The sequence below is a fragment of the Wandonia haliotis genome (assembly GCF_039523435.1).
Lineage (GTDB): Bacteria > Bacteroidota > Bacteroidia > Flavobacteriales_D > Crocinitomicaceae > Wandonia > Wandonia haliotis.
The window spans coordinates 289,318-306,677 of sequence record NZ_BAAAFH010000003.1 but is presented as its reverse complement, the minus strand read 5'-3'; the positions used below and the strand labels follow the sequence as shown (position 1 = coordinate 306,677).

Here is a 17,360-nt window from a genome sequence, read left to right as displayed (position 1 = left end):
GGAGTGATCCGAACGAACCCTAAAAAGATTTTCAATTATGGGAAATAATAAAGTAGGTACGATCCTGAACATTGTCAAGTTTGTCCTTGCAATACTTGGAATAGTCCTTGTTGCATGGGTAATAGGCAGTGATCCGGGTCCGGTAAGTGAACTTACCGTTGAAGAAAAAGAGGAGTTTATTGCAGGAGGACCGATGTCCGGATCAATGAACTACGCTTTAGGAATAATTATTGTTGGAGTAATCCTGATTGTAGGTTTCTTCATTTACAATCTTATTCTTGATACAAAGAAAGCATTGAAATCTGTTTTAGGATATGCTTTCGCCGGAGTCGCTTTCCTTGTATTTTACATGTTTGCAGGTGGTGAAATGACACCAGTTGCAATGAAAGACGGAATCGATGAAGGAACAATTAAAGCTTCTGAAGCCGGATTATATTTAGCAATTTTTTCCATCGCATTGGGATTCCTTGCTATGCTAATCAGTCCGCTTTTCAGATATCTAAAGAACTAAGATTATGGCAAAAAGAGCAATACCGGAAATCAACGCAGGTTCGATGGCGGATATCGCATTCCTTCTGTTGATCTTCTTCCTGGTTACTACAACCATGGATAAAGATACGGGAATGTTGCGCCAGATGTCTGTTAAGATTGATGTTCCGGATAATATAGAAATTGACGTTCGTAAACGTAACCTGATGAAGATTCGTGCTAATGCACAGAACCAAATCATGGTGAGAACAGATTTGACGGAAATTCCGGATATCAAAGAAAAGATAGATATGTTCTATCGCGCTAATATGGTCAGTGAAACTGATGGAGAGTTTCCGGAATATCTTCCTGTGAACAAATACACCTGTGATACCAGTATCGCAGCAATTGATAAATACTTGGAAGCAACCGAAGATCCGGCAGTAATCGAATTCAAAATGGCAGAGCGCAGCGAGTGGGAAAAGCGCCTTATGGTGATCAACACCTTGAAAGGACCTTACCGCGAAATGCACCGTTCAGCAGCTATTCAGATCGAATTGCAAACGAAAACGCACTACGATATCCTGATAGCAATTATGAATGAAATCAAATCTGCGATCAATGATATTCGCGATGAGAAAGCAAAGGAGATTTACGGAATTCCTTATCGTACCATGGTTCAAAAACGTGACCTTGACGGTAAAGGAACCCTGTACAAGGATGAGATCGCTTTGATTGAAGTTCTTGTTCCTGAGCGTATCGTAGAATTAAAACCTGCAGATTTGCAATAAAACAGGAAACTATGGCAAAGTTTAAAAAAGGAGGAGGAAAAGCATCACCGGCAATTAACACATCTGCATTGCCTGATATTATCTTCATGCTTCTGTTCTTCTTCATGGTTGCTACCACTTCCAAGGATATTGACCCTATGGTAAAAGTAGAGCGACCTAAGTCGACAGAAACAGTGGATCTTACTCCATTCAAACAACGGAATGAAATTGACTTCGTTTTCATAGGTAAACCTTTGAAGGCTAATTTCGGAGATCAGGTTCGTCTGCAATTGGACGGACAATTTGGTGACCCGGAGAACATTGGTAAATGGAAGCGTGTAAAAGTCGATGATAAAGGAGCGCAAATTGAAAACGTAATTACTTGTCTGAAGACAGACAAAGAAGTTGGTTACGGTTATATTTACAAAGTAAAAGAAGCGCTTCGTGATGTAAAAGCTCTGCAAGTTGCATACGGAGCCGAACAGGGGAAACCCAAATACTAGTCTCAACTCAAGATTACATACAAAAACTCCGGAGAAATTTCTTCGGAGTTTTTTATTTTACCCTCATCGTGGTTCACCTGATTTTATTTTTGACCTCTCTACCAGTGCAATCTCCGGTCTTATCCAAAGGATATGGTAGTGAAATTACCCTACAAACCCTTATTCTTGGTAGTAAATTTACTCTCCACTATTTAGAATAAGACTAAATAAACTATCTAGTTTTGCTTCGAATTTTAAATAAATAACATGAACACGTTACGTTGCAAACTCAGAAAATCACTTTCCCTACTCGCACTAACCCTACCTGTTCACTACATGAACGCACAAAGCTATTGCCAACCCACACTCCAACCCGATGGAGCAACAGAACCCATATCGCTGGTTCTTTTTGGATCGATCAATAACGAAACCACTCCGGAAATTTCTACTACTGTTCCACATTATGAGGATTTTAGTTCTGTTCAAACTACCGTACTAAAAGGTCAGGAATACATCCTCAACATTGCAGGTAATACCAATGGGAACAATACAAATTATCTCACGGTCTATATTGACTGGGATCAGGATGGCATATTTGATAATTCAGCATCGCAAAATGAAAAATATGAACTCCCCACTAACATCACAAATAGTACCGGTGACGATGCACAACTGATTTCATTCCCTATCATAATTCCACAGGAAGCCACAATCGGTATAACAAGAATGCGCATCATTAAAAACGTCGATTCTTACGCAACTGATCCCTGCAATGATGTAATCTCCGCAGGTCAGATAGAAGATTACTCACTCAATGTACTTCCCCCTCTTGTTTCAAATGATCCTGTAGGAGTATACTATGGGGATTGCGCAGCTATTACACTAAACTCTTCCGGTGAAAAGGCAATACTTGTCTCCGGAATACAAAACAACAATAACGGAGGATTTCTCGGACTATATAAACTGGAACAAAATGGTACTTTCTCAGACGCTCAGGCATTCCTACCCGTTTCCAATTCAGCTATTGCTGTGGCAGACCTCAACAATGACGGTTTAGAAGATTTTGTCATAAGTGGAACAAACACCGACATCAGTACTCCCGTAACCTATATATACTATAACAATGGTCAGGGAGGATTTACGCAAGATAATACACAAAACATAGCTGGTACAAGTTTCGGAAGCATCGCTATTGGTGACGTTAATAATGATGGACATAAAGACATTCTTGTTAACGGTACAGCCGAATCAGGTTATATAAGTAAACTCTATCTGCAAGACAACACCGGCAACTTCCACGCTTCATCATCCTATTTCATGGGAACTTACTTCAGCGATGTTAAAATGCTCGATATCAACAACGACTCCTATCTTGATATTCTGATCACAGGCTTCAACAACTCTTATGTATCAGGAACACACTTATATCTGAATAATACAGATGGAACATTCACAGAGTTAACTACCACAGGACTTGAAGGAGTGCGATTCTCAAGTGTAGACACATGTGATATCAACAATGATGGATTTGTGGACATATTAATCAATGGCTTCACAACAGATACAGCAAGTGGAAAACTATACCTGAATAACGGAGACAATACATTCAGTGATGCCAACGCAGGCTTTGCGGGTGTCTACTTCGGTGATGCCACTTTTGTTGATGTCAACAATGACGGCTTCATGGATATTTTTGAAATGGGGCTGAACAACAACATTGCCAGCAAAAATTTTTACATCAATGACGGTACCGGTTCATTTAGTACAAATACGACCTATTTACCTGATGTTTTACCCGTCAGTACCTCGAGACATCTCTGGATAGATGCTAATACTGATGGATATATGGATCTTTTTGCCGCAGGACTATCGGATAACATTGCTTACTCAAAACTCTATTTGAATACAGTTCCCGATTGCTTTCCGCAATTCGAATATAACTCAGACGGTAATATGATCACACACGTCTTGTTTAATACCATTGACAATATTTCTCCCTTTACATCGGGAACGACTCCCGATTACGAAGATTTCCGTGCAATTATAACACCTGTCAATCAAGGAGAAACATATACGATCTCAGTAAAAGGACCCTCCAGCACTTTTCCAAGTGACGTAATGGCTTACATTGATTTTAATCAAAACAACAGCTTTGAAGACGAGGGAGAAAGTTTCTATATTGGTCGACTGGAAGCAGCTAATCCGGCAAATGCCCATACGATTACTGCGAACATAACAATCCCTTCAGATGCAGTAGCAGGACAAGCTACTTTACGTATTATCAAAAACACAAATGTGGCAGCATACTCGGATGATGACGCTGAAAACTCGATAGAAGGTCCGTGTGCTTCCAATCTAAGGGCGGGACAGGTCGAAGAATATACGCTTGACATACAGGAAACTGACGGAAACACGGCATGTGACAACGTTGACCCGGGAGAAAATACAGGTGACACCGGCTGCATTACACTTGTCTATAACGGACAAACCGTAAGCTATACAACTGTTCGCGCTGCGGACGGAAACATCTGGCTACAACAAAACCTGGGAAGTGAACAGGTAGCATTAACATTTGATGATCAGGACGGATATGGAGACCTTTTCCAATGGGGAAGATGGAATGATGGACACCAGCTTAGAAACTCAACAGTCAGCAATACACTACCTTCTCCAAACAATCCCGCCGGGTTGAATGGTCAGGAAGTATTTTTTGCCTCCTCAGAATCCTGGTGGTCCGGCAACCTGGAAACGGATACATGGTCGGCTGAAAATCCGGAAAACACAGATGAAACTAACGGTTGCGATCCCTGTAAACAGTTACTTGGTTCTGACTGGCAACTCCCAATTCAGCAAGACTGGCAGACTATCAAAACGGAAGAGAACATAACCAACCCGGCGAGTGCTTTTGCAAGTAGTCTTAAGCTTCCTGCAACAGGTCACAGAAGCTCAACCTCCGGAGAGTTTACATTTGTAGGAGAAAGGGGGTATTACTGGAGCTCAACAACATCCAGCCTGGGTGGAAAATATTTCTATGTCGGGTCCACAATCGCAAACCCTTCCGCAGGAGCATACAGAGGTCAGGGTTCCGCAATCAGATGTATTAAACAGGCTCCTCTCCCGGTTGAAGTTTCAGCAGTTGAAATAACTACCGAAGGAAATGTTCCCGCAATCATCACAGAAGAAAACGGAACACTCCAACTGATAGCCACTATTACACCGGTTGAGGCAAACCAATCTGTAACCTGGAGTGTTGAATCCGGTGCTGCATACATCAATGTTGATGTAACCGGAATAGCAACCGGAATAGCAGAAGGAACCGCTACTATACGGGCAACCTCCCTGGAAGACAATACGAAATTTGACGAAATAGAACTTGAGGTAATCTTTGAGGATGTTTGCAATCCCGTTGAAACCTTCCTGTATACATTCAATGACTTTACTACTTTCCCTGAGCAATGCTGGGATGCCAGCCACTCATCTCCAATGTTTAACCTTACCGAAAATCAGGATAAGACTGTCCAGTTCTATAGTTTCATGAATGGTACAGATGATTTTTACATGGTATCTCCTCCCGTATCAACAATTGATGGAGAACATGCACTTCAATTTGATATTATCACTTCAAGTGAAAATATGTTGATTCAGGTCGGAACGTTGGATAACCAAACAAACTATAACGGATTTATTTCAGCAGGAAGTCTTATCACACCGGAAGCAGGAAATACCTATACCTCAGTTGCTATTCCTGTCGTTACTGACCATAAATACGTTGCCCTGCGCATCATTCCTAATGGTGATCACAAGTCACTAACTATTGACAACGTGACATGGAATACAACCTCATCTCTTTCTGCAAATGAGTATGAAGAACAGACCTTTTCTGTCTACCCCAATCCCGTACAAAACACCTTACACATTCAATCAACTTCACCAATTGAGTACTACGAGTTGTTTAATGCACTGGGACAACTTCAATTATCTGGAAACACTAATCAGGTAAATTGTAGTGATCTTGAACACGGGGCATACTGGCTTCGGGTTGTATTGGAAGACGGACAAATTGTTACACGAAAAGTAGTGAAAAACTAAAAAAATAGAAGAAAAGAACAGCCCTGAAAACCGGGCTGTTCTTTTTATACTTCTAAAAATCGCGTTCAACGTCCTTATCTCCTCTACCGGAAATAGTAACGATAGCTAATTGACCTTTATTTTTCAGCATTTTTACTGCCAATGCAACGGCGTGTGAAGATTCAATCGCAGGAATAATACCTTCCAGGCGGGAAAGTAATCGAAAAGCATCCAATGCCTCCTGATCAGTAACCGAATGATAATCACATCGCTTCGTGTCTTTCAGATACGCATGTTGAGGACTGATTCCCGGATAATCCAACCCGGCCGCAACAGACTTTGAAAATGTTGGGTCGCCTTTTTCATCAGTCAGACAATAGGAATACGTTCCCTGAAAGACAATCGGTTCCCCGTAGGTTAATGTAGCGGCAGTATTACCATTCCTGTCTTCGCCACCACCTTCTGCTCCGTATATTGCAACCTCATCATCCGCAAGAAAAGCAGAAAACGAACCTATTGCATTGGAGCCTCCGCCTAAACAGGCAAAAATACCGTCCGGAAGTCGCCCTTCTTTTTCCAAAATCTGTTGTTTCGCTTCACTACCAATAACACTTTGAAAATAACCTACGATTTTAGGATATGGATGTGGTCCGACATGAGAACCCAACAAGTAATAAGAATCAGGATGTTCAATGTAATAACCTAGTGCTGCATCAACTGCGTCTTTTAGTGTTTGTGTGCCATTGTCACAGGCAATGACTTCTGCCCCCAGCATCTCCATTCGTTTTACATTTAATGCCTGTCTCTGAATATCTACAGCCCCCATGAAAATCTTGCAGGGCACTCCCAACAAAGCACATGCTGTTGCTGTTGCTACACCATGCTGTCCCGCACCCGTTTCAGCAATAATTTCAGTCGCTCCCATCTTCTTTGCTAACAGAATCTGACCTATCGTATTATTAATTTTGTGAGAACCTGTATGATTCAAATCCTCCCGCTTCAGATAAATGCGTGAACCAACGTACTTACTTAGATTTGCCGCATAATAAAGCGGAGAGGGTCTTCCGACGTAGTCTTTCAGAATGGCTATATATTCCTTTCCGAACTCTTCCGTCGTTACAATCTCATCAAAACACACACTCAATTTTTCCAATTGTTCTTCCAAAACCGGTGGTACAAACGCTCCACCATATTCACCGTATTTCCCCTGGTAATCCAACATTTCCTTTACCGGTTCTACTTCTATCACTTTATTTAAAATTTCCATCTTTCTTTTTTCTAAAATTCTACAAATACTCTTCTTACAGTCACATGTTGCAACCCACTTACTTTCTTCTTACTTCAGGCGGGGCTCCCGCCAGGTTCTCCGGTATATCATTTTCAAAAAATTTTGCATAAAAAAACCGCCGGGAAGACCGACGGTTTTTTTCTTTTCACGATTTATTTACTAGAAACTATACGATAGAACAACCCAACTCTCCCCTTTTTAGAAAGCGAAATTGCCACCACCAATATTGTTTCATCTGTGTATTCATTCTTGTCTAACGAAAGACAAATGTAGACTTTATTTTGATGTATAACAAAAAACAAATCGATTGTTAATCTACTCTTAAAAAAAACAGGCTATCGAAAACGCACCGCTTATCCACATTCTTTTCGGCTCAATTCGGCACGAACAAGTTTCCCTACAATTATTTATCTTTGCACGACTATGCAAAATGTATAGTGAGTTAGAATCAATAAAAATATAAAAAAACAACTCATGAGTGTTGCACATCTTTCCGATCAGGAAATTCTCCGAAGAGAGAAATTGCAGAAGTTGAGAGATATGGGAATAAATCCCTATCCAGCTGATTTATATCCGGTTAATTCATTAACAAAGGAAATAAAACAGAACTTCGAAGAAGGTAAACAGGTGTGCCTTGCCGGACGTATGATGTCTCAGCGAATCATGGGAAAAGCTTCCTTTGCAGAGTTACAGGACTCATCCGGACGCATTCAGGTGTACATCAACCGTGACGAGATCTGCCCGGAAGACGACAAAACACTTTACAATGATGTCTTTAAAAAGTTACTGGATCTTGGAGACTTTATCGGAATAAAGGGAGAGCTATTTAAAACACAGGTAGGCGAACCATCTGTACTAGTAAAAGAATTGACTCTGTTGAGTAAGTCACTGAAACCTCTTCCGTTGCCTAAAACAGACTCTGAAGGTAAAGTGCACGATGCGTTCACCGATCCCGAGATGCGGTATCGCCAGCGGTATGCTGACCTGGTTGTAAACCCACACGTCAAAGAAATTTTTATCAAACGAAACCGTTTGTTCAATGCTATGCGTTCGTTCTTTAATGATGCCGGTTATATGGAAGTAGAAACGCCGGTACTTCAACCGATTCCGGGAGGAGCTGCCGCACGTCCTTTTATCACACATCACAATGCGTTAGATATTCCTTTATACATGCGTATTGCCAACGAGCTGTACCTTAAGCGTCTGATCGTAGGAGGATTTGATGGTGTCTACGAATTTTCTAAGAACTTCCGTAACGAAGGTATGGACCGAACGCACAACCCTGAGTTCACAGCCATGGAGATTTACGTTGCGTACAAGGACTATAACTGGATGATGGATTTCACCGAACGTCTTCTTGAGCATTGTGCAATTGCTGTAAACGGAACGACAGAATGTACTTTTGGAGAACATAAAATTGACTTTAAGGCTCCCTATAAACGCGTTACCATGCGTGACTCCATCCTTGAGTTTACCGGATTTGATATCAAAAACAAATCAGAAGATGAACTTCGGTCTGCCTGCAAAGAAATGGGGATACCGGTTGACGACACCATGGGTAAGGGAAAATTAATTGATGAGATCTTCGGTGAAAAATGTGAGGGGAATTATGTCCAACCTACATTCATCACTGATTACCCGAAAGAAATGTCTCCGTTATGTAAATCCCACAGAGACGATGCGGAATTGACAGAACGTTTTGAGTTAATGGTTTGCGGAAAAGAAATAGCAAACGCATACTCCGAATTGAATGACCCCATCGATCAGCGTGAACGATTCGAAGATCAGGTTCGTCTGGCTGAAAAAGGTGATGACGAAGCTAATGGATTAATCGATCAGGACTTCCTTCGTTCACTGGAATACGGAATGCCTCCTACATCCGGTCTGGGAATAGGAATGGATCGTTTAATAATGTTCCTGACCGATAATCCCGCCATTCAGGAAGTACTTTTCTTCCCGCAAATGAGACCTGAGAAGTTTGGAGAGAAGAAAACGGTTGAATTAGCTGAAAATGAAAAGGTTATTTTTGATATCATTTCATTGCATAAGTCAATGAATTTGAATGACTTAAAAGATAAATCTGGTTTATCTAATAAACAATGGGACAAAGGAATCAAGGCACTTGGGCAATTAGGCTTAACGAAAGTGACGAAAATTGAAGATAATTTGATGGTTGATCTCATTGAAGAGTAATATCTCCAGCAATATTAAGGCTTTTAGCTACTAATTAAGTAAAACACACAGCTTTTCAGCTGTGTGTTTTTGTAAGCTGCTAGTTACTCTTTTTATTTCAGTCGGGTTCTATTTCCTTTACAAAGCGAAAAAAGCAAAAATCCGGACCATTTGTCTTGCCAAGTGACGTTTATAAAATAACTTAGATGCAATAACCGACCTCAACAGGGGTTTCGGTTGGAACAGAAACAGTTTAGCCAACTTGTTACACTTCGTTAGATGAAAGAAAAAATTCAACCAAATATTACGGATTCCGATTGGGCGTGTGACCTCAAATTAAGAATTGATTTTGTTGAACAAATCACTGAAAGAGAATTAGAATCAGTCGATTCATCGTTAGACGCCAGCCTGATGAATTTAGGGATTGGATTTGGATCTGCCCGCGGTGTTGATTTTATTGAAGCAGCACTGCTTGATTTCGGAGAAACTCCAAATTTCAATGAATTAAGAAATTGTGTAAACGAAACTTTAGTGGGTTACGAATCAATCATTACGTTTATATCTTATAAAAAATCTGAATTTACACAGGCAAGTTTTGACTTTATAGCAGAAAAAAAATTGGAGTTGGAAGTTGTTTTAAACCAAATCAAAGTTGTTTTTCCGACAGTAGATTTTGATCCAATCAGCATCTCATCGAATAGCCCTGAACACACATACTTTGCTGGCTCAGACCCCGATGAAACTATTGCTTTTTTTATTTCCGAAATCAACTATAACCAAAAAGACTGGATTAGATTTTCTGTAGGTTGCAAAAGGCTAAATGAGGAAGAAATCGATACCTTGTTGAATAAAATAAATCAAATTCATCCCAGCTCGGTTCAAATCAAATGGTATGGGTTATACTATAATTATGAAACTGAGATTTGGGAGCTGCCAATGAATCATAAATTATTTGAATCGTTGTAATCAATTTTAAACATGACAAAAACTATTTGTTTTTTATTATTTGTAGGGTTACTTTCATGTAATTCAAGTATACCCCAAAATTCAAGCAATAATAAGATGATTGAACAATCAGAGTTAAGCAATTCGACCATTAAAAATTATGCCTTTTTAGATTGCATGTATAACGATTCTTATTTTCCAACGTTTTTGGTGGATAAATGCAAGAGTATTCTTTTGAAACTATGTCAGGAAATTGAAATACAAAAACCAAATGATCTCCAGGGACTATATCAATTGACACAAACAGCAACTGATGAGATAAATGATTTACAGGATGAATTCTTTGATAATAATAGTGAAATAGAGACTGGAGCACGAGAATGTTTAGCCGCAGACTTTGAACTGATAGCCAAAGCCTATGGTTATGATGCAGACATTGAAGAACTGATCGCAACACGGGAATGGTAAAATATTACAAAGCTTAAACTGGGTTGAAATGCAGTTTAGTCTAACTAGCCCTGACACTTTTAAAGTAAATTAAATGATCAAAAGACCTGAAGAAATAACAAAAGAATTTACGACTATTCTTGATAATCATTTAGAAAAAATTGTTCAGGGAGAGGTGGACGATTTTTTAGAAATTCATGATGTGGCAGAAATAATGCACATACACCCAACTCACCTTAGTAACACAATCAAAGCAACAACCGGGAAATCTCCTTGTGATATTTGTAATGAAAAAACCATAACCGTTGCAAAAAGTCTTTTAAATAATCCTGAACAGACAATTGCTGATATTGCCTATAAACTTACTTTCGAACCTTCCAATTTCACCAAATACTTTAAAAAGCATGCCGGTGAAACGCCATCTGCTTATAGAAAGCATAAATTCCAATCACATAAAAATTCTGAAACTCTCACCAGTAAATAACCTCTTTCCTCTTTTACTTTTGTTCTATAAAATAGAGATTACATGTCACAATTAAAAAACAAAACTGCAATCGTAACAGGCTCATCAAGAGGTTTGGGAAAGAAAACCGCAATTGAGTTATCAAAAAAAGGCGCTAACGTAATTATAAACTACAACGCTAGTCCGGAAGAAGCCAATTCAGTTGTACAAGAAATCGTCTCAAATGGCGGAAATGCTATTGCTATAAAAGCGGACATTAGCCAAAGTGTGGAAGTAAATGAATTATTTACTAAAACGATTGAACACTTTGGAAAAGTAGACATTATAGTAAACAATGCCGGAATCATGATCACAAAATTCCTGAAAGATTTTTCTGAAGAAGAGTTTGACCGTCAATTTTCTATCAATGTAAAGAGTGTTTTCCTGATGATGAAACTGGCTGCTGAAAAATTGGAAACGAATGGAAGAATAATCAATATCTCAAGTACTACTTCCCGATTAATGATGCCAACTTATGCTATTTACTCCGCCACGAAAGCAGCTGTAGAGCAAATGACAAGAGTTTTTGCTAAAGAAATCGGAAACAAAGGAATTACCGTTAACTCTGTTTTACCGGGACCCTTGAATACAGAATTATTTCGCAAGGACAAACCACAAGAACTAATTGACAGAATTGCAAATTTATCAGCCTTTGGTAGAATTGGCGAGGTAGATGATATTGTTTCAATCATTTCGTTTTTAGCTTCCGAAAAATCTCAATGGATTACAGGACAAAACTTTGGAATAAATGGTGGAATGGCATAACAAACGCTGCAAACACTGGTTATAAAATCATTACTTGTTCTCGCTTATTTTAGCACTCTCTCAAATTTTATTTATGCTAGTTTATTGTCTTCATGATAGTTAGGTGATTACTCCCTAAATCAACTGGTAATACATGCAACTAATCACCGTAGATAGCGTTTATTCAATTAACCAAAAACAGCTGTTAAACACCATGAAGAAACTCATGTAAACAACTGAAAAAAAATGGATTATTAATTTTCTTCAAAGCGCATAATACCGATGTAACCATGAGGCATAAAAAAGGTGCAGATGCGCTCTTTAAAGCGATCCATCAAAACAATGTTGAAATGGTTGAGATTCTGTTGCAAAATGGTGCCGATCCCTACCTGAAATTTAAAAATTACACCAATTACGAAGCGGCTATTGAAATGAGTTGCGACAAGGAAATACTTAAACTATTGTTAAGTATTACGGTGAATATAAGAGTTGATAAATATGAAAAACCCACGATTAAGTAATTCAGAAGTTAGAATCACTAAAGATCGAGATGGGAAGGCACTGTAACTTTTATTTTCACCCCATATTTTGCTCTTTCAACCTAACATCTTACCCGGTCAATGTTACATCTTACCTAATAAATGATGAAGGTTACATTTTTGGCGTAAAAAGAGATGGGAAAATGCTCAAATTATATGTTATTTGTTAAGGCGGATATAAGATTTCGCACCTTGAAAAAGCAGGTGGGAGTTATATGGATTTTAATGATAAAACGTGCACAGAAAACACTCCTAAAATAAAAAGTATTGTACGTTTTACTTCAAGTGTGAAACTGATTGTTTTAACTGAAATATTATGAAACAATATTTAGAAAAATTAAAAGTTGACAATAAAAAAGAGATTTACGAATTAATTATTGATGAACTATGGGATAAATGTGAGGACGGCCGATACATTGACCGATTAAATGAAGTGGAAAAACCGCTGATTATTTCTCAAATTATTCAAGACAATATAAATGGGGGAGGAATCAATTCTTTTTTCTACAACAACGCAAATAGTTTGATATCTCAAGGGTTGGTTGTTTTTCAAAAAATAGGACTCACCAAAGTGGATGACATTTTTCAAAAAGCAATAGAAATATATCCGGCTAAAACGATCCCTGATGATCTGGAAGAATGCAGAAAAATTTTAGAGGATTTACCAGAAGATAATGAGGTGGATGAAGAATGGTATAAATTATCGGATGAGTTTTATCAGTTAGGTGAATATATACTCAACCAAAACTTGCTTTACGTAACCGAAAATATTGAACAGTTTTGAATAAAGAAGAATATTACGCATTGGCTGTAGATGTTGAAGGAAAAGAGGTTTCCTTAAAAGTAGATAAAGATGGCATCTTAAAAGTTCCGGGTAATCAAAAAATACAGCAACTTACAACAAATGCAGTAAAAGTTTTTTGTAGAAACAATCAACTAAAATTACTTGAAGCTCCTGATGCCATTTATGTAGGGTGCAATAAAAATCAACTGATTTCATTGCGGGTTGATAATGCTGAGGAGGTGAATTGCTCCGAAAACAAATTAACAGAACTGCATGCTCCCAAAGCTAAAAATGTAAGATGTTCTTTTAATAAATTGACTCACCTCGCTCTAGAAAATGCAATAGAAATTGATTGTAGTGGCAATTCCGAACTGAAAGAATTAATTGCACCTAAAGCACGAAAAGTGGATTGCTATGTTACAAAAATCGAGTTTGAAGATGTTAAAGAAATTGACTTTTCGTTAAAAAATAGTTTTGAGCGAACAACCCTTGAAAATTATGATATCAGTGAACTAACCATTGATGTGACACTCGATTTTTTAGAAGAAGTTCGAATAGAGAACCTAACTTTTTTCATCACATTGCAGCACGAAAATCATTATATCTATGAAGATGAATCGGATGTTGAGGTTTTTCAGACTTCCCTAATGTCACCCGGCAATAACAAGCATAATCAGCAAAAAAGAATTGATGATCAAATTGATTTGCCACTAGAGAAAGTGAATAAATATCAAGTGACACTCACGGTTCCTATTCATACTAAAAAAGCAGAAAACTTACTCGATATAATAAAACATGCCCTGTACGATTTTCCAGGTTTAGAGCTGGAAAAGTATTTCGAGTTTTTTATCAAAATACATTTGAATTATGAATTAAAAGACGAAAAAGAGTACTACAAAATTTATAAGATCGAAAATCCCTTTTTTACCGGTTTCTTTTAACGAAAAGAGAGCGTGTTAAGCTGCCAAGCAGGAAGAGTTAAAATGAGGGATAATCATCAACCGTAAAAAGAAATCAAACAAGATAAAAAATTAAGAAATGGATAGAGATAGTAACGCAGAACTAATTATTGCCGCTGAAAACGGAGATGAAGAAAAAGTAGTGGAATGTATTTCACTGGGGGCAGATGTAAACCACAAAGGACCTAATTCTATGGCGCTGCATTGTGCTGCATTTAATGGGTTTGAAAATATTGTAAAACTACTCCTTGAAAATGGAGCAGACCCCAATATTCCGGATAACCAATCCTTTTACCCACTACAATTAGCAGTATCAAAAAAGGAATTTAGTATATGCGAATTCCTATTGGCAAATAATGCTGACATAAAAGTAGTAACGGATAAAGGAGGTTCTTTACTTCATTTGGCAGCAGCTATTGACTTTTTAGACATATTTGATTTGAAAGGAATTGAAGAAATTGATCTGGAACATAAAGATGCTTTTGGCAGAACAGCGCTCAATACCGCCGCTTCATTAGGTCAAATATGTGTTGCACAAACTTTAGTAGATAAAAAGGCTGATATAAATACGGTAGATAATAACAATTTAACACCGTTATTGAATGCACTGATCTACTTGGAAGAATCTATGATAAAAAACTGGGATTCTGTGGGATCCAATGACGGGGTTAACGTAAAATATGAAATTATAAATGGCTGTTTTCGATATATAAATCCTTATACCGGTGATGATAGCTTAGGTAGAGTTTTACCGGCTTGGGAACAGGAAGAAATTTGCGAAGAATTGTCCTGGGCACCTAAAGAGCATTTAAACTACTGGGAAACCGTTGATCTCATTATTTATTTAATAAAAAATGGGGCAAATTTTGAGGACGAAGGAGATGAAGGACATAGTGCAATACTGTATGCTTGTTCTATCGGAGAGCCTGCTTTAATGCAAAACTTGATTGCCGCTGGAGCCACATTTGATGTAAAAGATAAGTCAGGAATTACACCACTCCATTATTTAGCAAGAAGTAAAAGAGTGGATGGGCTGGAAGAATACTATAAACTAAATGACAATAAATTCTCCAACTTTAAAGACGAAAAAGGATGGACACCTCTTCATTTTCTGGCGGATTTAGGGGGACACCGAAGAATGGCTGAAATATTACTCGAGAACGGTGCGGATGTGAATGCAGAGAGTACAAAGGAATTCGTTGTATTTCCTGTAGGAACAAAACCTGCTGAGGTAGCAAAACATTGGAATGATGAAGAATTAGCAAGGCTATTGTCTTAATGTAAAAGCTTTTATATAAACGCATTATGCGCTGTCTAAACGTTGTATACGATTAACCAAAAACTATAATTCAAAATTTATGAGCACACTATGGCAAATGATAGTCATGAAGAAAAAGGATGACTATATTGATTTACTAGTAAAATTTGATCACCCGGATGCAGGTCCGTTTCCGCAGGATAAAAATTTTGCCTTGCAACTGTTGATTAGCGAAGCCTATGATTTTGGCGACAATTATCAAAGAATACCCAATGGATCTTTAGGAGAGGCCATTCCGCATGAAAAATATTTACCTGATGATTTAGACGAACTGGTCGATACGTATATAAAAGATGTACTTATTTACCAAGCTGAAAATTTACCCTGGGATGAAGAAGAAGCACATGAAAAAATGGATGCGCTGTGCATAGAAGATGGAGTGGATGAAGATCATGAAGATTGGGACTATACCTGGCAAGAGCATTGGAGAGATTTTTGGAAAGATTATAATAGAATTCCCTGGGCAATGTACAGAATCACTATGACAGACCCTAAATGGGCAGATCATTTAAAAAAATACCAGGAATTTGATTCTGCCGGATTCAGTACAGGCAGCGATTACGTCAATGAAAATGTAAAAATTGAGGTGCCTGACCCAAGCGATATTTCTGATTACTTATCCACTGAAAGAAAAAGATGGGAAGATACACTGGATGAAATCGTAGAAAAAACTGAGGATTCCGTAACAAAGAAGTCTTTGAGAAATCTTTGGAAAATAATTGTTGGATCCAAAAAATAATGATAATCATTTAAAATATGAGTTTTTTTAAACGCTTTAAAAGCAACTTCTTAGATATTGTAGAAAAAGAATTTCCTGAAGATTATGTCGATGACGGACAAGAATATCATATCATCCCTGAACCGTATGATTTTACGTATTCTTCGGTAAAAGGAGATTTTCGTCTGGCTCGTTTGTCAAGTGGATTTTGTGCAAGCTGGAAAGAATTCATGATCAGTAGGGATTGGGATGGAAATGTGCTGTATACCATTGAGGGGTATGGAAGATCCGTTGCCGTGAGTCCGGACAAAACAAAAATTGTAGCTTCAAATGATCATAAAAACATTGCCATATTTGATGCTAAAACCGGTGAACGCATTACCGAAGCCGTAACCACTGCATATATCTCTGATCTGGTATGGACCAAGAATGATTTTATTATCGGAACTAATTCTGATGAAATCTTTGTAATGAACACAGCATTAGATCGGGTAAAAACAATAAAACAGTTGGATGGAAATGATTTTGACTATATCTCAGGAATTTGTTTGCACCGTGAAAATGAAAATTATATTGCCGTACTAGAAGCAAATGGAAAAAGAGTAAGCATCCTTAATTTTCAAACCGAAGAAGTTGTCAAAACAAAAGAACTTCGCAGCTCGGGAGAACTTTTTTATTCCGAAGAGAATCAAAAATATTGGATTCCTTTTGAACACAAAAACTTTATTCTCACACTGGATGAAGATTTGGAGGAAATCAAAAGACTGTATTATGAGGGAAAGAGTGGCGTAAAGCATAGCGGGCAAGACGAAGATGATTATTCGTGTACCGCATGGACAACCTTACCGGTATTGAGCCCAAATGGTCGTCGTTTTTTAGTAAATGACCGATCGGGATTATTACACCTAATTAGCGCACACATGGATGATGAGTGCTACCGTATTTTTAACCGTAATTTGATTGACTATGCTTACGCAATGATTTGGCAAGATGATGATCATTTTGTAGCACTTTTAGACAATTACAAAGTGGTAAAGGTAAACATACGAGGGTTAGAGCCTATCTTTACCAAAAGAGATCAACCATAAATTAAAGGATGAATAGCTCTATCATTTTTTATCCTAAAGTAAAATGCAGATCTAAATAAGAGAATAAC

16 protein-coding genes are annotated in these 17,360 nt (G+C 38.1%); 15 read left to right on the top strand and 1 reads right to left on the bottom strand.

The features are described 5' to 3' along the window. Positions 1 to 37 precede the first annotated feature (37 nt). The 4 genes from ABDZ97_RS01845 (at position 38) to ABDZ97_RS01830 (ending at position 5,809) form a co-directional block, all read left to right on the top strand. Positions 38 to 511: a hypothetical protein gene (locus ABDZ97_RS01845; protein ID WP_343784501.1), complete on the top strand. Its 474-nt coding sequence runs from the start codon at positions 38 to 40 to the stop codon at positions 509 to 511. Positions 512 to 515: 4 nt separating this feature from the next. Next, a complete protein-coding gene (locus ABDZ97_RS01840) occupies positions 516 to 1,259 on the top strand; it encodes an ExbD/TolR family protein (protein ID WP_343784499.1) in 744 nt (247 codons plus the stop codon). Positions 1,260 to 1,270: 11 nt separating this feature from the next. Continuing rightward, positions 1,271 to 1,741, top strand: a complete 471-nt coding sequence (locus tag ABDZ97_RS01835; protein WP_343784497.1) for an ExbD/TolR family protein — start codon at positions 1,271 to 1,273, stop codon at positions 1,739 to 1,741. A gap of 246 nt (positions 1,742 to 1,987) precedes the next feature. Then, positions 1,988 to 5,809, top strand: a complete 3,822-nt coding sequence (locus ABDZ97_RS01830) for an FG-GAP-like repeat-containing protein (protein ID WP_343784495.1) — start codon at positions 1,988 to 1,990, stop codon at positions 5,807 to 5,809. Positions 5,810 to 5,861: 52 nt separating this feature from the next. Here ABDZ97_RS01830 and trpB read toward each other — a convergent pair whose 3' ends face one another. After that, complete coding sequence (gene trpB / locus ABDZ97_RS01825) at positions 5,862 to 7,055, bottom strand: tryptophan synthase subunit beta (protein WP_343784493.1); 1,194 nt, start codon at positions 7,053 to 7,055, stop codon at positions 5,862 to 5,864. 495 nt (positions 7,056 to 7,550) lie between these two features. Between trpB and lysS the strand changes: the two genes are divergently transcribed. The 11 genes from lysS (at position 7,551) to ABDZ97_RS01770 (ending at position 17,292) form a co-directional block, all read left to right on the top strand. Beyond that, positions 7,551 to 9,269, top strand: a complete 1,719-nt coding sequence (gene lysS / locus ABDZ97_RS01820; RefSeq protein WP_343784491.1) for a lysine--tRNA ligase — start codon at positions 7,551 to 7,553, stop codon at positions 9,267 to 9,269. A gap of 258 nt (positions 9,270 to 9,527) precedes the next feature. Further along, positions 9,528 to 10,214, top strand: coding sequence for a hypothetical protein (locus tag ABDZ97_RS01815; RefSeq protein ID WP_343784489.1), 687 nt, complete (start codon positions 9,528 to 9,530; stop codon positions 10,212 to 10,214). 96 nt (positions 10,215 to 10,310) lie between these two features. Beyond that, on the top strand, positions 10,311 to 10,661 hold the full coding sequence (locus ABDZ97_RS01810; protein ID WP_343784487.1) for a DUF5713 family protein: 351 nt from the start codon (positions 10,311 to 10,313) through the stop codon (positions 10,659 to 10,661). A 73-nt stretch (positions 10,662 to 10,734) separates the two neighbouring features. Continuing rightward, the gene (locus ABDZ97_RS01805) at positions 10,735 to 11,124 is read left to right on the top strand and encodes a helix-turn-helix domain-containing protein (protein ID WP_343784485.1); all 390 of its coding nucleotides are present in this window, start codon (positions 10,735 to 10,737) and stop codon (positions 11,122 to 11,124) included. Positions 11,125 to 11,166: 42 nt separating this feature from the next. Then, on the top strand, positions 11,167 to 11,907 hold the full coding sequence (locus ABDZ97_RS01800; protein WP_343784483.1) for an SDR family oxidoreductase: 741 nt from the start codon (positions 11,167 to 11,169) through the stop codon (positions 11,905 to 11,907). Between the two features lie 215 nt (positions 11,908 to 12,122). After that, complete coding sequence (locus tag ABDZ97_RS01795) at positions 12,123 to 12,407, top strand: ankyrin repeat domain-containing protein (RefSeq protein ID WP_343785672.1); 285 nt, start codon at positions 12,123 to 12,125, stop codon at positions 12,405 to 12,407. A 334-nt stretch (positions 12,408 to 12,741) separates the two neighbouring features. Then, the gene (locus ABDZ97_RS01790) at positions 12,742 to 13,209 is read left to right on the top strand and encodes a DMP19 family protein (RefSeq protein WP_343784481.1); all 468 of its coding nucleotides are present in this window, start codon (positions 12,742 to 12,744) and stop codon (positions 13,207 to 13,209) included. Beyond that, on the top strand, positions 13,206 to 14,150 hold the full coding sequence (locus ABDZ97_RS01785; protein ID WP_343784479.1) for a hypothetical protein: 945 nt from the start codon (positions 13,206 to 13,208) through the stop codon (positions 14,148 to 14,150). Before ABDZ97_RS01790 ends, ABDZ97_RS01785 begins: the two co-directional genes overlap by 4 nt. 97 nt (positions 14,151 to 14,247) lie before the next feature. Continuing rightward, the gene (locus ABDZ97_RS01780) at positions 14,248 to 15,447 is read left to right on the top strand and encodes an ankyrin repeat domain-containing protein (protein WP_343784477.1); all 1,200 of its coding nucleotides are present in this window, start codon (positions 14,248 to 14,250) and stop codon (positions 15,445 to 15,447) included. Between the two features lie 79 nt (positions 15,448 to 15,526). Then, positions 15,527 to 16,225 carry a hypothetical protein gene (locus ABDZ97_RS01775; protein ID WP_343784475.1) on the top strand — a complete coding sequence of 233 codons (699 nt, stop codon included), beginning with the start codon at positions 15,527 to 15,529 and terminating at the stop codon, positions 16,223 to 16,225. 17 nt (positions 16,226 to 16,242) lie between these two features. Further along, the gene (locus tag ABDZ97_RS01770; protein WP_343784472.1) at positions 16,243 to 17,292 is read left to right on the top strand and encodes a WD40 repeat domain-containing protein; all 1,050 of its coding nucleotides are present in this window, start codon (positions 16,243 to 16,245) and stop codon (positions 17,290 to 17,292) included. The last annotated feature ends 68 nt before the right edge of the window (positions 17,293 to 17,360 follow it).